Source organism: Micromonospora sp. NPDC049301, assembly GCF_040678715.1.
Lineage (GTDB): Bacteria > Actinomycetota > Actinomycetes > Mycobacteriales > Micromonosporaceae > Micromonospora.
Window position 1 is genome coordinate 1 of record NZ_JBFAQO010000018.1, and the last position, 21,710, is coordinate 21,710.

21 protein-coding genes and 1 pseudogene are annotated in these 21,710 nt (G+C 74.0%); 9 read left to right on the forward strand and 13 right to left on the reverse strand.

Features of this window, described 5'->3' with window-relative positions:
- Positions 1 to 95: pseudogene (locus AB0K07_RS29955) on the forward strand (phytochelatin synthase); the annotation flags it as partial.
- A gap of 67 nt (positions 96 to 162) precedes the next feature.
- Here the strand turns inward: AB0K07_RS29955 and AB0K07_RS29960 are convergent.
- Positions 163 to 822 (reverse strand): DedA family protein, encoded by a 660-nt coding sequence (locus AB0K07_RS29960; RefSeq protein WP_363760740.1) that lies wholly within the window; start codon positions 820 to 822, stop codon positions 163 to 165.
- Positions 823 to 1,103: 281 nt separating this feature from the next.
- On the opposite strand from AB0K07_RS29960, the gene AB0K07_RS29965 reads away from it, so the two are divergent.
- Positions 1,104 to 3,956: an aconitate hydratase gene (locus AB0K07_RS29965; RefSeq protein WP_363760743.1), complete on the forward strand. Its 2,853-nt coding sequence runs from the start codon at positions 1,104 to 1,106 to the stop codon at positions 3,954 to 3,956.
- Between the two features lie 81 nt (positions 3,957 to 4,037).
- Here AB0K07_RS29965 and AB0K07_RS29970 read toward each other — a convergent pair whose 3' ends face one another.
- The 9 genes from AB0K07_RS29970 to AB0K07_RS30010 all read right to left on the reverse strand — a co-directional run bounded on the left by AB0K07_RS29970 (position 4,038) and on the right by AB0K07_RS30010 (position 13,821).
- Complete coding sequence (locus tag AB0K07_RS29970; protein ID WP_363760877.1) at positions 4,038 to 5,267, reverse strand: sigma-70 family RNA polymerase sigma factor; 1,230 nt, start codon at positions 5,265 to 5,267, stop codon at positions 4,038 to 4,040.
- Positions 5,268 to 5,321: 54 nt separating this feature from the next.
- On the reverse strand, positions 5,322 to 5,657 hold the full coding sequence (locus AB0K07_RS29975) for a YciI family protein (RefSeq protein WP_363760746.1): 336 nt from the start codon (positions 5,655 to 5,657) through the stop codon (positions 5,322 to 5,324).
- A 96-nt stretch (positions 5,658 to 5,753) separates the two neighbouring features.
- Positions 5,754 to 6,365 (reverse strand): ATP/GTP-binding protein, encoded by a 612-nt coding sequence (locus tag AB0K07_RS29980; RefSeq protein WP_363760749.1) that lies wholly within the window; start codon positions 6,363 to 6,365, stop codon positions 5,754 to 5,756.
- Positions 6,346 to 6,732: a DUF742 domain-containing protein gene (locus AB0K07_RS29985; protein WP_363760752.1), complete on the reverse strand. Its 387-nt coding sequence runs from the start codon at positions 6,730 to 6,732 to the stop codon at positions 6,346 to 6,348. The genes AB0K07_RS29980 and AB0K07_RS29985 overlap by 20 nt, the downstream gene beginning before the upstream one ends.
- Positions 6,733 to 6,737: 5 nt before the next feature.
- Complete coding sequence (locus AB0K07_RS29990; RefSeq protein ID WP_363760755.1) at positions 6,738 to 7,160, reverse strand: roadblock/LC7 domain-containing protein; 423 nt, start codon at positions 7,158 to 7,160, stop codon at positions 6,738 to 6,740.
- 90 nt (positions 7,161 to 7,250) lie between these two features.
- A complete protein-coding gene (locus AB0K07_RS29995) occupies positions 7,251 to 9,836 on the reverse strand; it encodes a nitrate- and nitrite sensing domain-containing protein (protein ID WP_363760757.1) in 2,586 nt (861 codons plus the stop codon).
- Between the two features lie 124 nt (positions 9,837 to 9,960).
- Positions 9,961 to 11,577, reverse strand: coding sequence for a prenyltransferase/squalene oxidase repeat-containing protein (locus AB0K07_RS30000; RefSeq protein ID WP_363760760.1), 1,617 nt, complete (start codon positions 11,575 to 11,577; stop codon positions 9,961 to 9,963).
- Entirely contained in the window at positions 11,570 to 12,487 is a 918-nt protein-coding gene (locus AB0K07_RS30005; protein WP_363760763.1) for a terpene synthase family protein, read from the reverse strand. Before AB0K07_RS30005 ends, AB0K07_RS30000 begins: the two co-directional genes overlap by 8 nt.
- Positions 12,484 to 13,821 carry a cytochrome P450 gene (locus tag AB0K07_RS30010; protein ID WP_363760880.1) on the reverse strand — a complete coding sequence of 446 codons (1,338 nt, stop codon included), beginning with the start codon at positions 13,819 to 13,821 and terminating at the stop codon, positions 12,484 to 12,486. The genes AB0K07_RS30005 and AB0K07_RS30010 overlap by 4 nt, the downstream gene beginning before the upstream one ends.
- Positions 13,822 to 14,281: 460 nt before the next feature.
- Here AB0K07_RS30010 and AB0K07_RS30015 point away from each other — a divergent pair, with 460 nt between their 5' ends.
- A complete protein-coding gene (locus AB0K07_RS30015; RefSeq protein ID WP_363760766.1) occupies positions 14,282 to 14,530 on the forward strand; it encodes a DUF2630 family protein in 249 nt (82 codons plus the stop codon).
- A 49-nt stretch (positions 14,531 to 14,579) separates the two neighbouring features.
- On the opposite strand, the gene AB0K07_RS30020 is transcribed toward AB0K07_RS30015, so the two are convergent.
- From AB0K07_RS30020 to AB0K07_RS30030, 3 genes are all read right to left on the reverse strand, one after another.
- Positions 14,580 to 15,512: an RIO1 family regulatory kinase/ATPase gene (locus AB0K07_RS30020; protein WP_363760769.1), complete on the reverse strand. Its 933-nt coding sequence runs from the start codon at positions 15,510 to 15,512 to the stop codon at positions 14,580 to 14,582.
- A 223-nt stretch (positions 15,513 to 15,735) separates the two neighbouring features.
- Positions 15,736 to 16,380 carry an HAD family hydrolase gene (locus tag AB0K07_RS30025; protein WP_363760772.1) on the reverse strand — a complete coding sequence of 215 codons (645 nt, stop codon included), beginning with the start codon at positions 16,378 to 16,380 and terminating at the stop codon, positions 15,736 to 15,738.
- A gap of 65 nt (positions 16,381 to 16,445) precedes the next feature.
- Positions 16,446 to 17,303, reverse strand: a complete 858-nt coding sequence (locus tag AB0K07_RS30030) for a carbon-nitrogen hydrolase family protein (RefSeq protein WP_363760775.1) — start codon at positions 17,301 to 17,303, stop codon at positions 16,446 to 16,448.
- Between the two features lie 88 nt (positions 17,304 to 17,391).
- Between AB0K07_RS30030 and AB0K07_RS30035 the strand changes: the two genes are divergently transcribed.
- The 6 genes from AB0K07_RS30035 to mug all read left to right on the forward strand — a co-directional run bounded on the left by AB0K07_RS30035 (position 17,392) and on the right by mug (position 21,703).
- The gene (locus AB0K07_RS30035) at positions 17,392 to 17,964 is read left to right on the forward strand and encodes a helix-turn-helix domain-containing protein (protein ID WP_363760778.1); all 573 of its coding nucleotides are present in this window, start codon (positions 17,392 to 17,394) and stop codon (positions 17,962 to 17,964) included.
- An 86-nt stretch (positions 17,965 to 18,050) separates the two neighbouring features.
- On the forward strand, positions 18,051 to 18,971 hold the full coding sequence (locus AB0K07_RS30040) for a TIGR04222 domain-containing membrane protein (protein ID WP_363760781.1): 921 nt from the start codon (positions 18,051 to 18,053) through the stop codon (positions 18,969 to 18,971).
- Entirely contained in the window at positions 18,968 to 19,786 is an 819-nt protein-coding gene (locus tag AB0K07_RS30045) for a DUF692 domain-containing protein (protein ID WP_363760784.1), read from the forward strand. Before AB0K07_RS30040 ends, AB0K07_RS30045 begins: the two co-directional genes overlap by 4 nt.
- Positions 19,783 to 20,355 carry a hypothetical protein gene (locus tag AB0K07_RS30050; protein WP_363760787.1) on the forward strand — a complete coding sequence of 191 codons (573 nt, stop codon included), beginning with the start codon at positions 19,783 to 19,785 and terminating at the stop codon, positions 20,353 to 20,355. The genes AB0K07_RS30045 and AB0K07_RS30050 overlap by 4 nt, the downstream gene beginning before the upstream one ends.
- Positions 20,340 to 21,101, forward strand: coding sequence for an SDR family oxidoreductase (locus tag AB0K07_RS30055; protein WP_363760790.1), 762 nt, complete (start codon positions 20,340 to 20,342; stop codon positions 21,099 to 21,101). Before AB0K07_RS30050 ends, AB0K07_RS30055 begins: the two co-directional genes overlap by 16 nt.
- On the forward strand, positions 21,098 to 21,703 hold the full coding sequence (mug, locus tag AB0K07_RS30060; protein ID WP_363760793.1) for a G/U mismatch-specific DNA glycosylase: 606 nt from the start codon (positions 21,098 to 21,100) through the stop codon (positions 21,701 to 21,703). The genes AB0K07_RS30055 and mug overlap by 4 nt, the downstream gene beginning before the upstream one ends.
- Positions 21,704 to 21,710: the final 7 nt, after the last annotated feature.

Consider the following 21,710-nt stretch of genomic DNA (forward strand, 5'->3'; position numbering starts at 1 on the left):
TCGCCGACTCCGCCGACCCGAACACCGCCTCCTACGAGGTCACCGTCGGGCACCTCGCCGACTGGATCGCCACCCGCGGCTACGCCACCAGCTGACCCGCACCACACAAACGGCAAGGGCCGGACCCCCACCAGGGGTCCGGCCCTTACGTCATACCCGGGGTCAGTGTTCGCCGCTGCCGGTGCGGACCGGCTCGGCGTCCGGAGTCGGGTCGGCCGCCTCGATCCGGTGGGCCCGTCGGCGCAGCCACCACGTGCTGGCTAGGCCGGCGAGCACCGCGAGGGCCAGCCCGGCCCAGGAGATGTCCTTGAGCCAGTGCTCGGCCGCGCGGCCCACCGTGAACAGCAGGTAGGTGGTGCCGAACGCCCAGACCAGCCCGCCGGCCGCGTTGGCCACCAGGAACCGGCGGTATGGCACGTGCAGCGCCCCGGCGAGTGGGCCGGCCAGGATCCGCAGGAGTGCCACGAACCTGCCGAAGAAGACCGCCCAGACTCCGTGCCGGGCGAAGCTCTGCTCGGCGCGGGCGAGCTGTGCCGGGCCGAGGTGTCGGGGGAAGCGTCGGCCCAGCCGGGCCAGCAGTGGGCGGCCACCTCGGCGGCCCACCGCGTACCCGATGGAGTCCCCGATGATCGCGCCGGTGGCGGCGGCGGTGGCGACCCACTCCGGTTCCACCACGCCGGTGGCGGCGAGCAGGGCGGAGCTGACCAGAACGATCTCGCCGGGCAGCGGGACGCCCATGCTCTCCACGCCGATGACCCCGGCGACGAGCAGGTAGACCGCGATCGGCGGCAGCGCCACGAGCCAGTGCTGAACGTCGAACACCGTCGACCCCTTCCCCGTCCGGCCTTGAACCCTACCTGCGGCCGACCGACCGGATCTGCCCCCGCCGATCACTCGGCCGGGCGCCCGTGGCGGCCCGCACGTCCGCTAGCGCGTCCTAGGAGGCTAGGGATGAGGCGTCGCTCGGACTCACGCCGGGTTGCGAAACTAGCAAGACGGACGTACGGTTTTGTTGAGAGCGGAATCGCTGGTAAGTGTCACCTAACCTCGGCGGCATCTTGGCCGGTGCGACAGACTGCTCAGGACTACTCACGGTCGCTGGTGTGAAGGAGTACGACGTGGCGAGCCTCGACACCTTCGGTGCGAAGACCCAGCTACGCGTCGGAGACGCGAGCTACGAGATTTTCAAGATCGACAAGGTGGACGGCCACGACCGGCTGCCGTACAGCCTGAAGATCCTGCTGGAGAACCTGCTGCGGACCGAGGACGGCGCGAACATCACCGCCGACCACATCCGCCAGCTCGGCGGGTGGGACCCCACCGCCGCCCCGAGCGTGGAGATCCAGTTCACCCCGGCGCGGGTGCTCATGCAGGACTTCACCGGCGTGCCCTGCGTGGTCGACCTGGCCACGATGCGCGAGGCGGTGCGTGACCTGGGCGGCGACGCCACGAAGGTCAACCCGCTCGCCCCGGCCGAGCTGGTCATCGACCACTCGGTGATCGCCGACCTGTTCGGCCGCGAGGACGCGTTCGCGCGCAACGTCGAGCTGGAGTACGAGCGCAACAGGGAGCGCTACCAGTTCCTGCGCTGGGGCCAGACCGCGTTCAACGAGTTCAAGGTCGTCCCGCCGGGCACCGGCATCGTGCACCAGGTCAACATCGAGTACCTGGCCCGCACCATCATGGAGCGCAACGGCCAGGCGTACCCGGACACGGTGGTCGGCACCGACTCGCACACCACGATGGTCAACGGCCTGGGTGTGCTGGGCTGGGGCGTCGGTGGCATCGAGGCCGAGGCCGCGATGCTCGGCCAGCCGGTCAGCATGCTGATCCCCCGCGTGGTGGGCTTCAAGCTGCACGGCGAGATGCCGGCCGGCACCACCGCCACCGACCTGGTGCTCACCATCACCGAAATGCTGCGCAAGCACGGCGTGGTCGGCAAGTTCGTCGAGTTCTACGGCCCCGGCGTGAGTGCCGTGCCGCTGGCCAACCGGGCCACCATCGGCAACATGTCCCCCGAGTACGGCTCCACCGTGGCGATCTTCCCGATCGACGGTGAGACGGTCCGCTACCTCCAGCTGACCGGTCGCGACGAGCAGCAGGTCGCCCTGGTCGAGGCGTACGCCAAGGAGCAGGGCCTCTGGCACGACCCGGAGGCCGAGCCGGACTACTCCGAGCGCCTCGAGCTCGACCTGAGCACCATCGAGCCGTCGCTGGCCGGCCCGAAGCGCCCGCAGGACCGGGTGCCGCTGGGCAGCGCCAAGACGCTGTTCCGCTCGGCGCTGACCGACTACGTCGCCGACGACGAGGCCGGCGAGCGCGACCTGAAGCCGGGCGTGCCCCGTGAGCAGCTGCCGATCGGCGCCAACGGCCCCGCCGACGAGGCCAGCGCCGAGTCCTTCCCGGCCAGCGACCCGCCGGCCAACGAGTTCAGCGACCCGGCCGACGAGCCGCGCGACCTGGAGACGGCCGCGGTCGGCTCCGGCGGCCGGGCCACCGACCCGATCCGGGTCACCAGCGCCGACGGCGTCGAGTACGAGCTGGACCACGGCGCCGTGGTGATCGCCGCGATCACCTCGTGCACCAACACGTCCAACCCGCAGGTGATGATCGGCGCGGCGCTGCTGGCGCGCAACGCGGTGGAGAAGGGCCTGACCCGCAAGCCGTGGGTCAAGACCACGCTGGCGCCGGGCTCCAAGGTGGTCATGGACTACTACGAGCGGGCCGGCCTCACCCCGTACCTGGACAAGCTCGGCTTCAACCTGGTCGGCTACGGCTGCACCACGTGCATCGGCAACTCCGGCCCGCTGCCGGAGGAGGTCTCCGCCGCGGTCAACGAGAAGGACCTCGCCGTCGTCTCGGTGCTCTCCGGCAACCGGAACTTCGAGGGCCGGATCAACCCGGACGTCAAGATGAACTACCTGGCGTCCCCGCCGCTGGTGGTGGCGTACGCGCTCGCCGGCACGATGGACATCGACCTGGCCAACGAGCCGATCGGCGAGGACAGCGAGGGCAACCCCGTCTTCCTGCGGGAGATCTGGCCGAACAGCGCGGAGATCCAGGACGTCATCGCCCAGGCGATCGGCGCCACCGGCTTCAGCGCCGCGTACGCCGACGTCTTCGCGGGCGACGAGCGCTGGCAGTCGCTGCCCACCCCGACCGGCGACACCTTCGCCTGGGCGGACGACTCCACCTACGTGCGCAAGCCCCCGTACTTCGAGGGCATGCGGCAGGAGCCGAGCCCGGTCGCGGACATCGCCGACGCCCGCGTGCTGGCCAAGCTGGGTGACTCGGTGACCACCGACCACATCTCGCCGGCCGGCTCCATCAAGGCCGACTCCCCCGCCGGGAAGTACCTGGCCGAGCACGGCGTGCCGCGGCACGAGTTCAACTCGTACGGCTCCCGCCGGGGCAACCACGAGGTGATGATCCGGGGCACCTTCGCCAACATCCGGCTGCGCAACCAGCTGGTCCCGGGGGTGGAGGGCGGCTTCACCGTCAACCACCTCACCGGCGAGCAGACCTCGATCTACGACGCCTCCACGGCCTACCAGGAGGCCGGTATCCCGCTGGTCGTGCTGGCCGGCAAGGAGTACGGCTCCGGCTCGTCGCGGGACTGGGCGGCCAAGGGCACCATGCTGCTGGGCGTCCGGGCGGTCATCGCCGAGTCGTACGAGCGGATCCACCGCTCGAACCTGATCGGCATGGGCGTGCTGCCGCTGCAGTTCCCGATGGACACCACCGCGGAGTCGCTCGGCCTCACCGGTACGGAGACGTTCACCATCACCGGGGTGACCGCGCTCAACGACGGCGAGACCCCGCGCACGGTGAAGGTCACCACGGACACCGGCGTGGAGTTCGACGCGGTGGTCCGGATCGACACCCCGGGTGAGGCGGACTACTACCGCCACGGCGGCATCCTGCAGTACGTGCTGCGCCGCATGATCGCCAACTGACGTACCGACGTCACCAGGGCCCCTGACCGCCGCGAGCGGTCAGGGGCCCTGCCGCGTGAGGGGCCCGCGTGGCCGGGCGGGCTACGGCGCGAGCTCTCCGGCCCGGCGCAGCAGGGCGCGACGCTCGGCCGGCGAGTCCACCGCCGCCGCGGCCCGCCGGAACAGGGTGGCGGCGCGCGGCCGGTCGCCCTGCCGGGCCACCAGGTCCGCCTCCACCGCCACGGCGAGCGGGTAGCCGTCCAGCCGGCCGCCGGCCCGGGCCGCGTCGAGCAACGCCAACCCGGCGGCCGGACCGTACGCGTAGCCGCGCGCGACCGCGCGGTTGAGCGCCACCACCGGCGACGGCCGGATGCCGGCCAGCGCGTCGTAGGCCCGCGCGATCGCCGGCCAGTCGGTGGCCTCGGCGGACGTGGCGGTGGCGTGGCAGGCGGCGATCCGGGCCTGCCACGCGTACGGCCCGTCGTCGCGCACCCGGGCCAGCGCGGCGAGCCCGTCGGCGATCCCGCTGTGGTCCCACCGGCGGCGGTCCTGCCGGTCGAGCGCCAGCAGGTCGCCGGCGGCGTCGCGGCGGGCGTCCCGGCGGGAGTGCTGGAACAGGAACAGCGCCAGCAGCGCGGCCACCTCGGACTGCTCCGGCATCAGCCGGTCGAGCAGTCGGGCCAGCCGGACCGCCTCGTCGGCGAAGGCCGGTTCGCCGTCGGCGACGTAACCCCGGGTGAAGAGCAGGTACAGCACGGCCAGCACGCCGGGCAGCCGTTCGGCCAGCGCCGGCCCGCTCGGCACCCGGTACGGGATGCCGGCCTGTGCGATGCGGGTCCGGGCCCTGGTCAGCCGTCGGGTCATCGTCGACTCGCTGACCAGCAGGAGCCGGGCGATGGCGGCGGTCGGCACACCGCAGACGGTGCGCAGCGTCAACGCCACCCGGGCCTCGATCGCGAGCGCCGGGTGGCAGCACGTGAAGATCAGTCGCAGCCGGTCGTCCACCACGTCCTCCCTCACACCGGGCCCGGGTTCCCCGTCGGTGGGCGTGAGCACCGCCAGGTCGTGCAGCTTGCGGCGCTCCACGGCGGCCCGGCGCAGCACGTCGATCGCCCGGTTGCGGGCCACCGTCATCAGCCAGCCGCCCGGGTTGGCCGGAACGCCGTCGCCGGGCCAGCGTTCCAGGGCGACGGTCAGCGCCTCCTGGGCGCAGTCCTCGGCCAGCGCCCAGTCCCCGGTCACCCGGATCAGGGTCGCGACGATCCGTGGGTACGCCTCGGCCCCGGCGGCCGCGACGGCCTCCGCCGCCGCGGCCGCCCCGGCGCCGGTCACCCGGGCGGCGCTTGCGCGCCGCTCGGCGGCCGGCGCGTCGGTGGGGGCCACCGGTCAGGCGGGCAGGCCGGCGTACGGGCGCAGTTCCAGCCGTCCCTGCCGGGCCATCGGGTGGGTCCGCGCCACCTCGATCGCCTCGTCGAGGTCGGCGCAGTCGAGCAGGTCGAAGCCCACGATCACCTCCGTGGTCTCGGCGAACGGCCCGTCGGAGACGAGCAGCTCACCGCCGCGCACCCGGACCGTGGTGGCCGCGGTGGTCGGCGCCAGCGCGTCGCCGTGCACGCGGCGGCCACGGGCGTCGTTCTCGGCGACCCACGCGTGGATGTCGGGTAGCTCGGTCGGGTCGGTGTCCGGTTCGGTGTCGGTGCAGACGAACATCATGTACTTCATCTGAGCGCTCCCTGGTGTGTCCGGGTATCGCCAGCATGACGATCGGCCGCGGCCGTAGCGGACACCGGGGTGCCGGGAAATCTCGCCGGTGGTCGGTCAGTTCCCGCCGGCGGCGCGGCGGCGGGCCTCCCGGGTCTTCATGGCGTGCTCCATCAGCGTGACGAGCACCTCCTTGCTGGACTCGCGCTGACGGGCGTCGCAGAGCAGCACCGGCACCCCCGGGTCCAGGTTCAACGCGGACTGCACCTCGTCGAGCCGGTAGTTCCGGGCCCCCTCGAAGCAGTTCACGGCGACCACGAACGGCGTGCCCCGGCCCTCGAAGTAGTCGATCGACGGGAAGCAGTCGGCCAGCCGCCGGGTGTCGGCCAGCACCACCGCGCCGATCGCGCCCAGGGCAAGCTCGTCCCAGACGAACCAGAACCGGTCCTGCCCGGGCGTGCCGAACAGGTAGAGCACCAGGTCGTCACTGATGGTGATCCGACCGAAGTCCATCGCCACGGTGGTGGTGGTCTTCTCCTCCACCCCGGACAGGTCGTCGATGCCGACCCCGGACTCCGTCAGCACCTCCTCGGTGCGCAACGGCCGGGTCTCGCTCACCGCGCCGACCATGGTGGTCTTGCCCACGCCGAAGCCACCGGCGACCAGGATCTTGATCGCGGTGGGCAGTGGGGTCGCTCCCGCCGGCCGGTCAGAGTGCCCGTAGTCCATTGATTACCGCCTCGAAGATGCTGTTGTCGGGAAGACCGGCCGTGGTCTGTGGCTCGCGGACCTGCACCAGGCTGCGGGCCGCGAGGTCGCCGAGGAGCACCCGGATGGTGCCCACCGGCAGGTCGAGATGGGCGGCGATCTCGGCGACGGACTGTATTCGTTGGCACAGTCCGACGATCGCCAGGTGCTCCGGACCGAGGCCGACCTCGGGTGTGACGTCGGCTCGGGTCGCGGTGACCAGGGAGATCAGGTCGAACGTGCCGGTGACCGGGCGGGCCCGCCCGCGCGTCATCGCGTACGGGCGGACCACCGGGCCCGCATGGTCATCCACCCACTGGTGGTCCGCGGACTCTCCCTGCACCGTCATCGCCGCTACTTCTCGCCGGTCGGCTGGTCGGCGCCACGGGATGGGGAGGCCACGTACTTGCCTACCCGGGTGACCAGCATCGCCATCTCGTAGGCGATCAGGCCGACGTCGGCGTCCTCGCTGGCCAGCACCGCCAGGCAGGCGTTGCGCCCGGCCGCGGTGACGAACAGGAACGACGACTGCATCTCGATGATGGTCTGCTGCACCTGCCCGCCACCGAAGCGCTTGCCGGCGCCCCGGGCCAGGCTCTGGATGCCGGCCGCCATCGCCGCGAGGTGCTCGCCGTCGTCCCGGCTCAGCCCCTGCGAGGAGGCCATCAACAGCCCGTCGGTGGAGAGCGCCACCGCATGCTCGGCCTGCTTCACCCGGCCCACAAGATCATCCAGCAACCACGTCAGGTCGGCACTCGAAGCCGTCTTCTGGGCCACTCGTCGTCCTCTTCTCCCCCGGCTGTTGTCGCCGTACTCGTCTGGGGCTGACCGTCACACCGCGCGGAAACCCGCATCACCGGCGCCCGGTCAGGTAGTTTGCGGGTCCTCGTCGGTCGGCTCGGGCGTTTCCGCCGGCGGGGCGCCGGAAGCGCCGCCGAGCAGTCGCGCCGCGTCGGTCCGACCTCGCCGCGTGCCGGTCTGGTAGGAGCTCATCATTCGGCGCACCTGCTCGGGCGGGCGCGCCACGTCCTCCTCGTCGGTCTCCGTCGCCGCCGGGTCGTCGCGCAGCTCGGGCACGATGCTCGCCTGCCGGACCCGCACCGGGAGGCCGGAGTCCGTCCGGTCCGGCTCGGCCCGGGCGGGCGCGGGCCCGCCGTCCGCGCCCGGCTCGCCGGGACGGGTGCTCTCCGGTGATCCGGCCCGGTCGACCGCGGGCAGGCCGGTGGGCACCGTCGGGCCCTCCAGGGCCGGTTGACCGAGGGCGCGTCGGGCCCGGCTGGGCAGCTCCGACGAACCGTTGGCCGGCATCGTGCGCTGGCGGGTGGGCAGGGCGTCCAGGTCCGTTCCGTCGGTCTGCACCGTCGGGCTGGTGGTGTCGGTCTGCGCCGACGCGTCGGCCGGGACCGCCGCCGAGGAGGCCGGGGTCAGCAGGTCCGGGACGTCCGGCGTCGGCGGTGCGGCCAGCGCGAGGCTGGCCGGGCGACCGCTGTCGGCGGGGCCGGTGGTCGGCGACGAGCTCAGCGGTATGGCGGGCGACCCGGTCCGCATCGCGCCGGAGTCCTCCGGGGCCGCGCCGTTCTCGGTGACCAGGTCCAGCGGGATCAGCACGACCGCGGTGGTGCCGCCGTACGCCGACTCCTTCAGCCGTACGCGTACGCCGTGCCGCTCGGTCAGCCGGCTCACCACGTAGAGGCCGAGGCGGGCGGCGTTGGCGAGGTTCAGCTCGGACCGGTCGACGATGCGGTGGTTCGCCGCGGCCAGGTCCTCCTCGCTCATGCCGAGGCCGCGGTCCTCGATCTCGATGGCGAAGCCGTTGGCCACCAGCTGACCACGAACCTCCACCGTGGTGTGCGGCGGGGAGAACGACAGGCCGTTCTCGATCAGCTCGGCGAGCAGGTGGATGATGTCGCCGACCGCGCGGCCGGCGAGCGAGACCGGCCCGAGCGGCAGCACGTTGACCCGGGTGTAGTCCTCCACCTCGGCCACCGCGCCGCGCACCACGTCGACCATCGGCACGTTGCGCCGCCAGGCCCGACCCGGGGTGGAGCCGGAGAGCACGATCAGGTTTTCCGCGTTGCGCCGCATCCGGGTGGCCAGGTGGTCGACCCGGAACAGGTCCTCCAGCTCCTCCGCGTCCTGTTCGCGCCGCTCCATCGCGTCCAGCAGGGTGAGCTGGCGGTGCACCAGCGCCTGGGTGCGCCGGGCCAGGCTGAGGAAGACCTCACGGACGTTGCGGCGCAGGTCGGCCTGCTCGACGGCGGTACGCAGCGCGGTCTCCTGGACCGCGTTGAACGCCTTGCCGACCTGGCCGATCTCGTCGGTGCCGAACTCCAGCGGCGGCGCCTCGGTGGCCACGTCGACCTCCTCGCCGTGGCCGAGCCGCTCCACCACCCGCGGCAGCCGCTCGTCGGCGAGTTGCCAGGCGGCCTGCCGCAGCCGGTCGAGCTGGCGCAGCAGGTTACGGGCCGTGGTGATCGAGATGACGACGGATGCGATGACGGCGAGCAGGCCCAGGCCGGTGGCGAGCACCAGCCGGACGACGACCATCACGGCGACGCCGGTGGCCCGGCCCACGATGCCCTCGCCGCCGTCGGCGACCGCGTCGTTCACCTCGGCGAGCGCGGGCTCGACGGTGCTGCGCCACTGCTCGGCGCTGATCGGCAGCTGGGTCGCCGGCCGTCCCTCGCGGATGATGCCGTCCTGCACGGAGCGCAGCCGGGTGAACGCCTCGCCCTCGACGAGCTGCTGGTAGCGGCGCTGATCGGAGTCGGCGAGCCGGGCCCGGGTCTCCTCGCCGAGGAACCGCTCGGCGCCGACCAGGCTGACGTAGCGGGCGTACTCCGGCCCGCTCATCCGGCCGTTGCCGAACAGGCCGCTGAGCAGCGCGTCCTCCTGGGAGATCAGCTCCTTCATCCGGTTCAGCTGGATCAGGGCGGCCGCGTCGGCGGCGATCTCCTTGTCGTCCAGGCTGCCGGTCACGTCGTAGACCTGGAAGATCGACTCGATGGCGCCGGTGTAGGCGTCCGCGGCGGCGATCCGATCGATCTTGCGGCCCAGCACCTCCGCCCGGGTCTGCTCGAGGGCGTTGATCTCGGCGACCGTGGCGTCCAGCTGGGCGTCGAGGGCGGAACTGCCGGCCACGTCGACCTGCCAGTTGCGGATCGAGCTGGCGAAGTCGGCCGCCAGCTGCGCGGTCTTGCGCTGCTCGGCCTCCAGCGCGGCCCGCTGCCCGGCGTCGGGGTTGCTCAGGTACGCCTGGGTCAGCCGCCGCTCCAGCTGGAGCTCCTGGAGCAGCGGTTCGCTCGGCGAATAGACCTTGCTGTTGAGCAACTGGACACCGAGCAGGTTGAAGCCGTCCCGCAGGGTGACCCATGCCGCGAACATCCAGAGCGCGACCAGGGAGAGCAGCAGGGCGACAACCTTGGTGCGAATACTGGTACCGCGAGAACGCATTGAACCGTCCCAGGCCGGGCGTTGACTCAGCTCATCAACGAATGATCATGGAGGGCGATGTCCCACCGCAGCGGGGCATACGGGGCTGAGGCTCTGCGTACGCTAGCAGTGTCCACACAACCCCTCAAGTTGTTGTTTTTGTTGCCTGGTAACCGCAATCCACCACCGAACGGTCGACACCCGCGGACCGGGCGCTGACCAGGCGGCAGGCGCCCAGCACTGCCGCGCGGACGATGGCGGTAGGACAGTACAACTCCTTGCCGTACCACAGTGGAGGGTGCTTCCGGCCGGACGGTTCGTGCAGGTAGGCGTGCCCACGGGCCATTGCGTCGTCGACCCGCGGCCCCGCCGCCGGCGCCGCCAGCAGGATCCGCAGGGCGTACGCGGTCTCCTCGGCGGTGCCGGCCCACCGCCCCCACGATCCGTCGGCGCGCTGGCTGTCCAGCACCCACAGCGCCGCCCGGTCGACCGCCTCGGCCGCCGCCGCGCCCCGCCCGAACTCGGCCAGCGCCAGCACGCAGCAGGCGGTGGCGTAGTACGGCGAGGCGTGCCAGCGGTCCTGCCAGCCGCCCTCGGCACGCTGGTGTCCGGACAGCACGACGCTGAGCCGGTCGACCGCCCGGTGGTACCGGGCGTCGGCGTCCGGGTGGCCGGCCACGTGCTGGCCGAAGGCGTCCAGCACGTGCGCGTTCGTGGTGACCGAGAAGCCGTCCTCGCCCGGCCAGGTGCAGAAGCCCTCCGCCGTCTCGTACGCCCACAGGCTGCCCGGGTCGGCCGGGCGGCCCAGCCGGGCCAGCGCGTCCAACGCCACCGAGGTGGTGTCGGCGTCGGTCGGCAGGCCGTCGCCGGTGGCGATGCCCTCGGCGCCGGTGGCACCGGCCAGGCTCTCCAGCAGGGCGCCCGGCGGGTTGACCGCGATGCCGGCGCGGCGCAGTCCACTGAGCACCCAGGCCCGTTCGAAGACGGTGATCGGTGCCGGGCAGGGCACCGGGCCGCCGCCGTCGCGGATCAGCTCCCGCAGGAAGGCGTGCGCGGCGGGTCCGGCGTCCGGGCCGGCCGTGGTCAGCCAGGCCGCGGTGGCGGCGGGCGAGGCGCCGACGGCGGTCAGGGTGAGCCCGGCGTCGCCCGGCGCGGCGTCCAGCACCTCGTAGAAGTGGGCCAGCTTCGGCGGCAGCGTCGCCCCCGCGGCCACCGCCGCCCGTACCGCGCCCAGCCGGCCGGGGCCGAGCCCGGCGGGCAGCCCCAGCGGAGGTCGGGGCAGCTGGTCCGCGGTCTCCCGGTCCAGCCCGGCCAGCCGGTCGTTGATCGACTCGACCAGCGCGGGGACGATGAGGTCCAGCGCCGGGGTGTCCGGTAGCTCCCGGGCGTCGGTGGCGAGCAGCGTGCCGGTGAGCGCGCGCAGCCCGCGGGCCACCGCGGCGAGCAGGTCCGTCCCGGCCCGGCCGTCGGCCAGCGCGGCGAGCAGCGCGTCGGTGGCGCTCAGCGTGGGGACGAGGGCGTACCCCTCGGGCGGGCCCCACGCGCCGTCGGGGCGCTGGCCGCGCAGCAGGAACCCGATCCGCTGGTGGTGCCCGGCCAGCCACGGCGCGCCGGCGACCAGCCGTCCGGTCTCGTACACCGACGGGGCGACCTGCCCCCACGGCCGCAGCACCAGACCCGCGATCAGCTCGCGGGCGGCGTCGGTGGCCGGTTCGCGGCCGGTGACCGGCCCGGCCAGGACCCGGAACGCGCCGTCACTCATCGCGCACCCCCCAGAAGTCCGACAGCTGGTAGAAGCCGCCGGTGAAGGAGATCTGCCGGTGCAGGTAGTCCGCCTGGCGCGGCGAGCGCTCGGCGAGGGCGGCCAGCTCCGCGCGGGAACGGGCGGTCAGCTCGGCCAGCCGGGCGTGCACCTGCGCCGGGTCGGCGACCAGCAGCAGCGCGTTCAGGTCGCCCCACTCGGCGTCCCGACCGTGCGTGGCCAGGTCGTTGACCAGCCGCAGCACCCGCTGCACGCCGCGCCCGACGGCCAGCAGATCGCTCAGCTGAGCGAGGGTCTCGTCGTCGCCGGTGGCGATCCAGTGGGTGACGTTGACGAAGGAGCAGGCGAGGTTGTCGGCGTTGTCCAGGTAGCCGTCCAGGTCCGGCAGGCGCTGCCCGGTGGACGGGTCGTCCGGAAGCTTCTTCCAGTCCCACTCCCGGGCCACCGCGGCGAGCATCCGGGCCAGCTCGTCGCGCCAGACCGGCCGCAGCCGGGCGAAGGCCGGCACGGCGGCGAGCTCGTCGCGCAGGTCGGCCAGCAGCCGCGCCAGGTGCCGACCGGGCGGTGGCGCGGCGCCGTCGGCCACCGCCAGGCAGTCGGTCACCACCTCCCGGACGTCGTCGGCGGACCGGGCGAGGTAGTCGACCTGCCAGTCGGCGGCGAAGACCCACAGCAGGGTACGGGTGGTGATGCGCAGCTCGGCGGCCGTGTGCCAGGGCGCGGTGAAGGCGATGGCGGTGGCCACCGAGCTGAGCAGCGCCGGGTCGAACGGCGCGGCGTCGAACAGCTCGGGGTGGGCGGCGGTGACGTCCTGCAGGTCGCGTACGCCCCGTACGGCCAGCGCGCACACCCGGCCCTGCTCGGCGACGGCGTCCCGACCGGTCTGCACCGGCCGCGGCGCCCCCGTCACGGTGCGACCGGCCGCTCGACGGGGGTGAGGACCAGCTTGGCCCGCTGCTTGGGTTGCAGCGAGGCGCCCATCCGGGGCGTCAGGTCGACCGGCTCCTGCAACCGGAAGCGGTAGCGGCTCAGCACGGTGCTGACGATGAGCTGGGCCTCCAGCAGGAACAGGTACTGCCCGAGGCACTGGTGCGGGCCACCGCCGAACGGGAAGTAGGAGTAGCGGTAGGGCCGCCGGGGCTTCTCCGGGGCGAAACGCTCCGGGTCGAAGAGTTCCGGGTCGTCCCAGAACGTCGACATCCGCTGGGTGACGTACGGGCTGACCAGCACGGTGCCGCCGGCCTTGATCCGGACCCCGCCCAGCACGTCGTCACCGACCGCGGTCCGCGGGATCATCCAGCCGGCCGGGTAGAGCCGCAGCATCTCGTCCAGCACCATCCGCCCGTAGCGCAGCTGGGGCAGGTGCTCGCGGCCGACCCGGCCGGCGCCGACCACCCGCTCGATCTCGTCGGTCATCCGCTCGGCCACGTCCGGCCGGGAGGACAGCACCGGCCAGAGCCAGGACAGCAGGGCGATAGTGGTCTCGGTGGCGGTGGAGAACATCGCCACCACGTCGCCGCGGATGGCGTACTCGTCGGGTTGCCGCCCGTCCGCGCGGGGTCGGCAGAGGGTGGAGATGATGTCGTCGCCGTCGGTGGGCCGGGCCCGGGCCTCCCGGATGATCGGCAGCACCACCTCGTCGATGGTCCGCACCGCCTCCCGGAAGGGCCGGTCGCCGGGCATCGGCACCGCGTACGGCACGAAGGGCACCAGCAGGCGCGGGAGCATAGCGGTGGTGACGGTGTCCAGCGCCTCGCTGATCCGCAGCGCGTCCGGCACCGAGATCCGGTCGGCGAAGAGCACCCGCATGGTGGTACGCAGCACGATCCGGGTCAGCTCGGCGCCGCCGTCGATCGGGCGGCCCTCGCGCGCCGGCTCCAGCCACTCGTCGACCGCTTCGTTGATCGCGTCGGCCATCCTGTCGACCAGCGTCTCGGCCCGTTTGGCGGTGAACAGCGGTTGCAGCGCGCCCCGGCTGGACTCCCAGACCTCACCCTCGGCCACCAGGATCGCGTCGCCGACGATCCGGCGGACCGGGCGCCAGAGCAGCCCGTCCCCGTCGCGGGTGTAGTTGGCAACGTTGTCCCTCAGCACCCGTTGCAGATGCTCGGGGTGGCTGACCAGGTAGGGCCGGAACGAACCGAGGTTCAGTCGGACGACCTCGCCGGCGGCGTCGTCCGCGAAGCCGACCAACGCGCCGAGCGGGTCGCGGACCAGCGCGGGCAGGACGCGACGGAGCGGAATCATCCGGGGTTCGGTGCTGACGGGGGCGGGGCCGGCATCGGACACCTGCGACATGGAACCACTTCTCCTCGGCGTCCCACCGACCGTAGCGGTCCACTTCGGTCGGTCGGGACTGTGGAACTTTCACCTTCTGGGCGACGGAAGCATCTCACCAAACGCGAGGCACCTCCAGACCTGTGGTCGGTGAGATTCCACCACCGTTCCTGGCTCGTGGCGACGACACCGTCGCCCCGGCATCCTGAGTGGACGGTCAGGATGAGCCCCAGGCGCAGGTGGGAGCCGCACCGAGCCACGCCGGTGTCCGGCCGGGTCGGCCCAGCCCCGCCGACCGCCAGGTGGGACGGCGACACCGGGACGAACCGGGACCGGTGGACCCTCCGGGCCGAGCCACGGTGACCGGAGACCAACCGGTACCCCCGAATCCGGGCGACGCCGGGCACCCTGTGCCAGGCTCTGTGACATGGACGACAAGACCATCCTGAACCGGATCTCCGAGCTGGTCGACGAGGAGCACAAGCTGCGTGCGGCGGCTCAGACCCACGAGTCGGGCACCGAAGGCGAGGCCAGCGAGCGGCTGCGCGACCTGGAGGAGTCCCTCGACCAGTGCTGGGACCTGCTGCGCCGCCGGCGGGCCGCCCGGCAGACCCACGGCGACCCGGATTCCCAGGGCGAACGCCCCAAGCCGGAGGTGGAACGCTACCTGCAGTAATCGGCGCGAAGGGTCGGACGGCCGGTGGAGGCCGCCCGACCCGTCCCGGTCAGCGAACGCCCGCCTCGCGCAGCAGCTCCCCGGTCAGGGCGACGGGATCGGCCTGCTCGGCGGCCAGCCCCCGGGCCACGAACCAGGCGCCGACGACCCGTACGTCGCGGGCCAGGAACTCGGGCCCCTGCGGGTTCGCCACCACGTCGACCACCTGGGGCAGATCGATCACGACCAGCCGACCGCGGTGCACGAGCAGGTTGTACGGCGACAGGTCGCCGTGCGCGTAACCGGCCCGGGCCAGCACCCGTAGCGCCTCCACCAGCTGATCCCACAGGTCGCGCAGCTCGGTCGGACCCGGCCGCAGCTGGGCCAGCCGGGGCGCGGCCTGCCCGGACTCGGCGTCGCCGACGAACTCCAGCATCAACTCGGTGCCGCGCAGCTGCACCGGGTACGGCACGGCGATCCGGTCGTGCCCGGCGCCGATCTCCCAGAGCCGGGCCAGGGCGTCGAACTCGGCGGCCGCCCACTGCCCGGCGATCATCTGCCGGCCGAAGGCCGTCCGGCCGGCCATCGCCCGGTTCTCGCGGGACCGGCGCACCCGCCGGCCCTCCAGGTAGCCGGCGTCGCGGTGGAACAGCCGGTGTTCGACGTCCCGGTAGCGCTTGACCGCCAGCAGGCAGGACCGGTCCGTGTCGGGCACCGCCCGGCGGACCAGGTGCACGTCCGCCTCCTTGCCGGTCTTCAGCACACCCAGCTCGGTGTCCTTCGCGGCCAGCTCGGTGACCAGCCAGTCCGGATGCGGCTCCGGGCCGTGCACGGCGTCGTCCCAGGACGACCAGCGCTCGCCGGTGTCCGGATCAGGTTCGCCGTCGGGGTCGGCGGGCGACTCGGTGGGCCGCCCGCGCTTCAGAAACTGCGGCTCGTCGTCGTCGAAGCGACTCTTGCCGCGGGTCCGGCGCTCCAGCGCCGGAAGGTCGTGATCGCGCACTGTGGTGAGGTTCCCTTGGTCGAGGCTGAAGAAGGCAGCTGGAAGCGACCTGCGAAGACGGCCATGACCGACCCCCTCTCCTCGACCGGGCGCGCGCCCGGGGTGCACGTTGCGTCGACCATGCTCGCCGCCACCCCGGCGGCCGGTCAACCGAATTACCGCTGCGCCGCCGTGACCAACCGGGGCCGGCGGCCCGAGCGGCGGCACCGCGCGGGACGACCCGTCAGCCGGCGAGCACGGTGGCGACCGCGGCGATCAGCCCGTCCACCGACCGGCTCGGCGCGAACCGGGTGTCCGACCAGGTACGCCCCCGGTGCAGCCAGACGCTGGGCAGCCCGACCGCGGCGGCGCCGCCGATGTCCGCCTCCGGGCTGTCCCCGACCACCCAGGCGCCGCGCAGCGGCATCCGGACCCGCTGCGCGGCGAGCGCGAAGATCCGCGGGTTCGGCTTGCTGACCCCGGCCTCCTCGGAGATCACCCAGTCGGCCACGTAGCGGTCCAGGCCGGTCTGGCGGATCTTGGCGTCCTCGACCCGTACCGTTCCGTTGCAGACCACCACCGGCACCCACCCGGCGTCGTCGGCGATCCGCAGCGCGCAGGCGGTCAGCGGATCGAGCCGGGTTTGCGACACCACCCCGTCGTGCAGCTCCTCCACCAGGTCGATCGAGGGGATCCGCAGCTCGTAGCGGTCCCGGATGGCGTCGGCCAGATCCCACCGGTCGGTCAGCCCGTCGGCGTCGATCGAGATCAGCCAGTCGATGTCCGTGGGGGGCGCGCCGATGCCGCTCAGGAAGCGCTCACCCCAGCGGCGGAACGGCCCGGCCCGGTCCAGCAGGGTGTTGTCCAGGTCCAGCAGGAGCAGTGGCACTCGGGCACCCTACGGGACCGACGTGTCCGCCAACAGATCCGGCGGGTGTCGACCTGACGGTGTGCTCAACCGGACATCGACGCCCGCGGGCCGCCCTGGTCGGGCAGTCGATCGGCGAGCATCGAATGGGCCGCCCGGGTGGCGGCCAGCGTGGCCGGGTCCAGCGTCGCCACCAGCACCGCGGTGCCCTCGTCGGCGCCCCGGGCCAGCGCACGTCCCTGCGGGTCGTAGATCGCCGCGCCGCCGTTGAAGCGCCACGGATCGGTGCCGCCGACCGCGTTGGCGAAGACGACGAACATGGTGTTGTCCAGGGCGCGCGCCGCGTAGTACAGGTCCCGACGGTGCTCCGAGCCGACCAGGTAGCCGCTGGGGCAGAGGTAACCGTGCGCGCCGTCGAGGGCGGCGGCGCGGCCGTGCTCCGGGAAGCAGCCGTCGTAGCAGATGCCCAGGCCGAGCCGCCAGTCGTCGATGAGCAGCGTGGCGCCCCGGGTGCCGGGGCTGAACAGGTCGGCCTCGCTGCCCCACAGCTGCTGCTTGTCGTACCCGACGCGGACGTCGCCGGCCCGGTCGACCACCAGCGCGGCGATGGTCCGCCGGCCGTCCGGGTGCCGGACCGCGGCGCCGACCACCACGGTGACGCCGGCCTCGCGCGCCGCCGCGCGCAGCGGATCGAGCCGGGGGTCCGCGACCGCCCCGGCCGAGTCGGCGGCGACGTCGGTGCCGGCCGGGTCGGCGGCGAGGACCGGCGGGTGGTACGCGCAGAGGTACAGCTCGGGCAGGACGGCCACCCGGGCGCCCTGCCCGCCGGCCCGACGGACCAGGTCAGCGCCGGCCACCGCGTTGCCGGCGACGTCGCCGGGGGTCGGCGTGGCCTGGACGGTGGCGACGGTCAGCGGGGCGGCGGGGGTGCGGGGCGCGATCATCGGGCGATGGTAACGGTGCCGGCTCCGGCGACATACCAAGCCGTACGTACGGTTTGCGTGACGCGTGGTGACCTGCGACGATCGACGCGTGCCCAGAGTAAGCCAGGATCAGCTCGACGCGCGCCGGCAGGAGATCCTCGCCGCCGCGCGAGCCTGTTTCGCCCGGCACGGCTACGAGGGGGCCACCGTACGCCGCCTCGAGGAGGCCACCGGGCTGTCCCGGGGTGCCATCTTCCACCACTTCCGCGACAAGGACTCGCTCTTCCTCGCCGTCGCCGAGGACGACGCCGCGGCCATGGTCGAGACGGTGGCCCGCAACGGTCTGGTGCAGGTGATGCGCGACCTGCTGGCCGTCGCCGTCTCCCCCGACACCACCGGCTGGCTCGGCAGCCAGCTGGAGGTCTCCCGCCGGCTGCGCACCGATCCCGCGTTCGCCCGACGCTGGGCGGAGCGGTCCGCGGCGATCGCCGAGGCGACCCGGGACCGGCTGGCCCGCCAGCGGGACGCCGGTGTGCTGCGCGAGGACGTGCCGATCGACGTGCTGGCCCAGTTCCTGGAGCTGGCCTACGACGGCCTGGTGCTGCACCTGGCGATGGGCCGGCCGGCCGGCGACCTGGGCGCCGTGCTCGACCTCGTCGAGGAGGCGGTCCGCCGCCGCTGACCGTCCCACCCGGACACCGGGCCGCCAACCGTGGCGCCGCTGCTCCACAATGAGGCCGCCGATCCCTCCGGCGACAGGAGCAGCCGATGATCGTCCACGCAGCGTCGGGCGACACCTGGGGCATCCCCGGCCCGACCTTCCTCCGGTTCTACCTCGTGGCGACCGCCGTGGTGGTCGCGCTCGCGGTGCTCTACCGGATCCGCCTCGCGGCCGGATCGGTGGACGCCCCGACGGGTCCGCTCGACCCGCAGCAGGTCGCGTACCTCAACGGTGGGCCCGGGCTCGCCGTGCACGCCGCGCTCGGCGGGCTGCGCGGCAGCGGCGCGATCGCCGTGGGACCCGACCGCCGACTGGTCACCACCGGCCCCACGCCGTCCGGGCTGACCCCACTGGACCAGGCCATCCACTGGGCCGCCCACCAGCGCGCCCGGGCCCGGGACCTGCCGCAGGACCAGCGGGTCCGCGACGCGCTCGAGCAGCTCCGCACCGGCCTCGAACAGCGCGGGCTGCTGCCGAGCCAGGAGCGGCGGGCCGCCGCCCGGCGGTGGTCCCGGCTCCTCGCCGCCCTGCTGGTGCTCGGCGTGGTCCGGCTGTTCGCCGGTCTGACCAACGGGCGGCCGGTGGGCTATCTGCTGCTCACCCTGATCGGGGTACTGGCGGCGGTGCTGCTGCTCTGGCGGGTGCCGCAGACCACCCGGGCCGGTCGTGCCGCACTGCGCGACCTGCGCCGCCAGCACGCCCACCTGGCCCCGGCCTCGTCGCCCGCGTTCGCCACCTACGGCGCGGCCGGCGCGGCGATGGGCGTGGCCCTGTACGGCACGGCGTCGCTCTGGGCCCTCGACCCGGGCTTCGCCGAGCAGGCCGAGATCCAGCGCCAGGCCCTCGGCGGCGGCTGGACGTCGAGCTCCGGCAGCGGATCGTCGGGCGTCGGGGGCAGCTCCTGCAGCGGCGGCAGCTCCTGTGGCGGTGGCGGCGGCTGCGGCGGCGGCGGCGGGTGCGGCGGATGACCGGCCCACACGGCGTCGGCATCGGCTGGCGCCCGGAGATCGCCGGCTTCGTGGCCGAGCTGCCCGGGCTGCGCTTCGTCGAGGTGGTGGCCGAGTCGGTCCCCGCGACCGGGCCGCTGCCGCCGGGCCTGGCGCAGCTGCGCGAGCGCGCGGTGACCGTCGTACCGCACGGGGTGCGACTCTCCCTCGGCGGCGCCGAGCCCGTCGACCCGGCCCGGGTCGCCCACCTGGCCGCCGTGGCGCAGCGGCTCGACGCTCCGCTGGTCAGCGAGCACATCGCCTTCGTCCGGGCCGGCGGCCTGGAGGCCGGGCACCTGCTGCCGCTGCCGCGCAGCCGGGAGGCGGTCGACGTGGTCTGCGCCAACGTCGCCCGGGCGCAGGCCGAGCTGCCGGTGCCGATCGCGCTGGAACCGATCGCCGCGCTGGTCGACTGGCCCGACGACGAGCTGAACGAGGCGGACTTCCTCACCGAGATCCTGGACCGGACCGGGGCGCTGCTGCTGCTGGACGTGGCCAACGTGCACGCCAACGCCCGCAACCGGGGCACCGACCCGCTCGCGCTGCTGGACCGGCTGCCGCTGGACCGGGTCGCATACGTCCACGTGGCGGGGGGCGCGGAGCACGGCGGCTTCTACCACGACACGCACACCGACCCGGTGCCGCCGGCGGTGCTGGAGCTGGTCGGCGCGCTCTGCGCCCGGCGGCGACCGCCCGCGCTGCTGCTCGAGCGCGACGGCGACTACCCGCCGGCGGCCGCGCTCCACGCGGAACTTGACGCCCTGGCCGCTGCCGCCGGCTTCCCGGCCGTGACATGACCGGCACGTCACCATCCGCCGCCGACGGACCGACGGCAGCCGGCGACCCGACCACCGGCCGGCTCGCCCGACGGCAGGCGGAACTGGTCGCGGCGCTGGTCGCCGGGGGGCCGCCACCGCCCGGGTTCGCGCCCGCGCCGTTGGCCGCCACCCGGGCGGCGCTGCTGCGCAAGCGGGCCGGTGAGGTGGCCCGACACTGGCCGCTGCTCGCCGCCTGCCTCGGCGTCGACTGGCCGGCGACCTTCGCCGGCTGGGCCGCGAACCGCCCCACCCTCGGGTCGCTGCGCGACGGCTGGGACCTGGCCCGGGCGTTGCGCGAGCGGGGCGCGCTGCCCCCGGCGGGCGCGGAGGAGCTGGCCGCCCGGGAGGCGGGCCTGCGCTACGACGGGCGCCGCGCGCCGCGTCCCCGTCGGCTGCCGGCCGTGGCCCGCGCCGGCGGCGCCGTCGCGGTGCAGATCGCCGGCCGGGTACGCCTGCTGCGCCCCGCCCCGCGTCCCCCGGCGGCGCATCCCGTCGGTGGCGACGGTGTACCGGATGCGGCAGGATCGGCGGCATGGATCTCGGACTGACCGACCGGGTGTACGTCCTCACCGGCGCCTCCCGTGGCCTGGGTTACGCGACGGCGCAGTGCCTGGTCGCCGACGGCGCCCGGGTGGTGCTCTCGGCCCGGGACGCCGACGCGGTGGCCGCCGCCGCCGCACGGCTGGGCGGACCGGAGCGGGCGGTCGGGCTGGCCGCGGACCTCGCCGACCCGGAGACCCCCGGGCAGCTCGTCGAGGCGGCCCGGCGGCACTTCGGTCGACTCGACGGCGCACTGATCTCGGTCGGCGGCCCGCCCGCGGGCAAGGCCGCCTCGATCAGCGACGAGCAGTGGCGGGTCTCCTTCGAGACGGTCTTCCTGGGCACCGTCCGCGCGGTACGCACCATCGCCGGCGAGTTGACCGACGGCGGCGCGATCGGGCTGGTGCTCTCCACCTCGGCCCGCGGCCCGGTGCCCGGCCTCGGCATCTCCAACGGCCTGCGGCCCGGTCTGGTCGGCGTCGCCAAGGACATCGCCGACGACCACGGCCCGCGCGGCGTACGCGTGGTCGGCCTGCTGCCCGGCCGGATCCTGACCGACCGCAACCGGGAGCTGTTCGCCGCCACCGGCGACCCGGAGCGGGCCCGCGCCGAGGCGGAGGCCTCCATCCCGCTGCGGCGCATCGGTGACCCGGCCGAGTTCGGTCGGGTGGCCGCGTTCGTGCTCTCCCCCGCCGCGAGCTACCTGACCGGCCTCACCGTGCCGGTCGACGGTGGCGCCCTGCGCGGGCTGTGACACCCGACCCCGTCCGGCGAGCCACCGACGCCGCCGGACACCCCCGGCCGACCCGGGCGGAGCTGGCCGCCGCCGCGGACCGGACCATCCCCGACGTGCTCGCGCCGGGGCTGGCGGTGCTCTTCGTCGGCATCAATCCCGGCCTCTGGTCGGCCGCCACCGGCTGGCACTTCGCCCGGCCCGGCAACCGGTTCTGGCCGGCCCTGCACCGGGGAGGATTCACGCCTCGGCAGCTGCACCCGAGCGAGCAGGCCGAGCTGCCCGCCCTCGGGCTCGGCATCACCAACATGGCCGCCCGGGCCAGCGCCCGCGCCGACGAGCTGACCACCGAGGAGCTGCTCGACGGGGCCCGGCTGCTGACCGCCACGGTGGCCCGGTACCGGCCGCGCTGGGTGGCGGTGGTCGGTGTGACGGCGTACCGGATCGGGTTCGGCCGGCCGAAGGCCACCTTCGGGCCGCAGCCGGAGTCGCTGGCCGGGGCGCGGCTGTGGGTGCTGCCCAACCCGAGCGGGCTGAACGCCCACTTCACGCCGGCCACGCTGGGCACTGCGTTCGCCGAGCTGCGCGAGGCGACCGGCCTGCCGGACCGCCGCGCGACCTGACCGGACA

What these genes read in the sequence shown, in the direction of transcription:
- AB0K07_RS29975 (WP_363760746.1), bottom strand. Translation starts at nt 5,657, where the DNA reads ATGAAGTACATGATGTTCGTCTGCACCGACACCGAACCGGACACCGAC.
- AB0K07_RS29980 (WP_363760749.1), bottom strand. Translation starts at nt 6,365, where the DNA reads ATGGACTACGGGCACTCTGACCGGCCGGCGGGAGCGACCCCACTGCCC.
- AB0K07_RS29985 (WP_363760752.1), bottom strand. Translation starts at nt 6,732, where the DNA reads ATGACGGTGCAGGGAGAGTCCGCGGACCACCAGTGGGTGGATGACCAT.
- AB0K07_RS29995 (WP_363760757.1), bottom strand. Translation starts at nt 9,836, where the DNA reads ATGCGTTCTCGCGGTACCAGTATTCGCACCAAGGTTGTCGCCCTGCTG.
- AB0K07_RS30000 (WP_363760760.1), bottom strand. Translation starts at nt 11,577, where the DNA reads ATGAGTGACGGCGCGTTCCGGGTCCTGGCCGGGCCGGTCACCGGCCGC.
- AB0K07_RS30015 (WP_363760766.1), top strand. Translation starts at nt 14,282, where the DNA reads ATGGACGACAAGACCATCCTGAACCGGATCTCCGAGCTGGTCGACGAG.
- AB0K07_RS30030 (WP_363760775.1), bottom strand. Translation starts at nt 17,303, where the DNA reads ATGATCGCGCCCCGCACCCCCGCCGCCCCGCTGACCGTCGCCACCGTC.
- AB0K07_RS30040 (WP_363760781.1), top strand. Translation starts at nt 18,051, where the DNA reads ATGATCGTCCACGCAGCGTCGGGCGACACCTGGGGCATCCCCGGCCCG.
- AB0K07_RS30045 (WP_363760784.1), top strand. Translation starts at nt 18,968, where the DNA reads ATGACCGGCCCACACGGCGTCGGCATCGGCTGGCGCCCGGAGATCGCC.
- AB0K07_RS30050 (WP_363760787.1), top strand. Translation starts at nt 19,783, where the DNA reads ATGACCGGCACGTCACCATCCGCCGCCGACGGACCGACGGCAGCCGGC.
- AB0K07_RS30055 (WP_363760790.1), top strand. Translation starts at nt 20,340, where the DNA reads ATGGATCTCGGACTGACCGACCGGGTGTACGTCCTCACCGGCGCCTCC.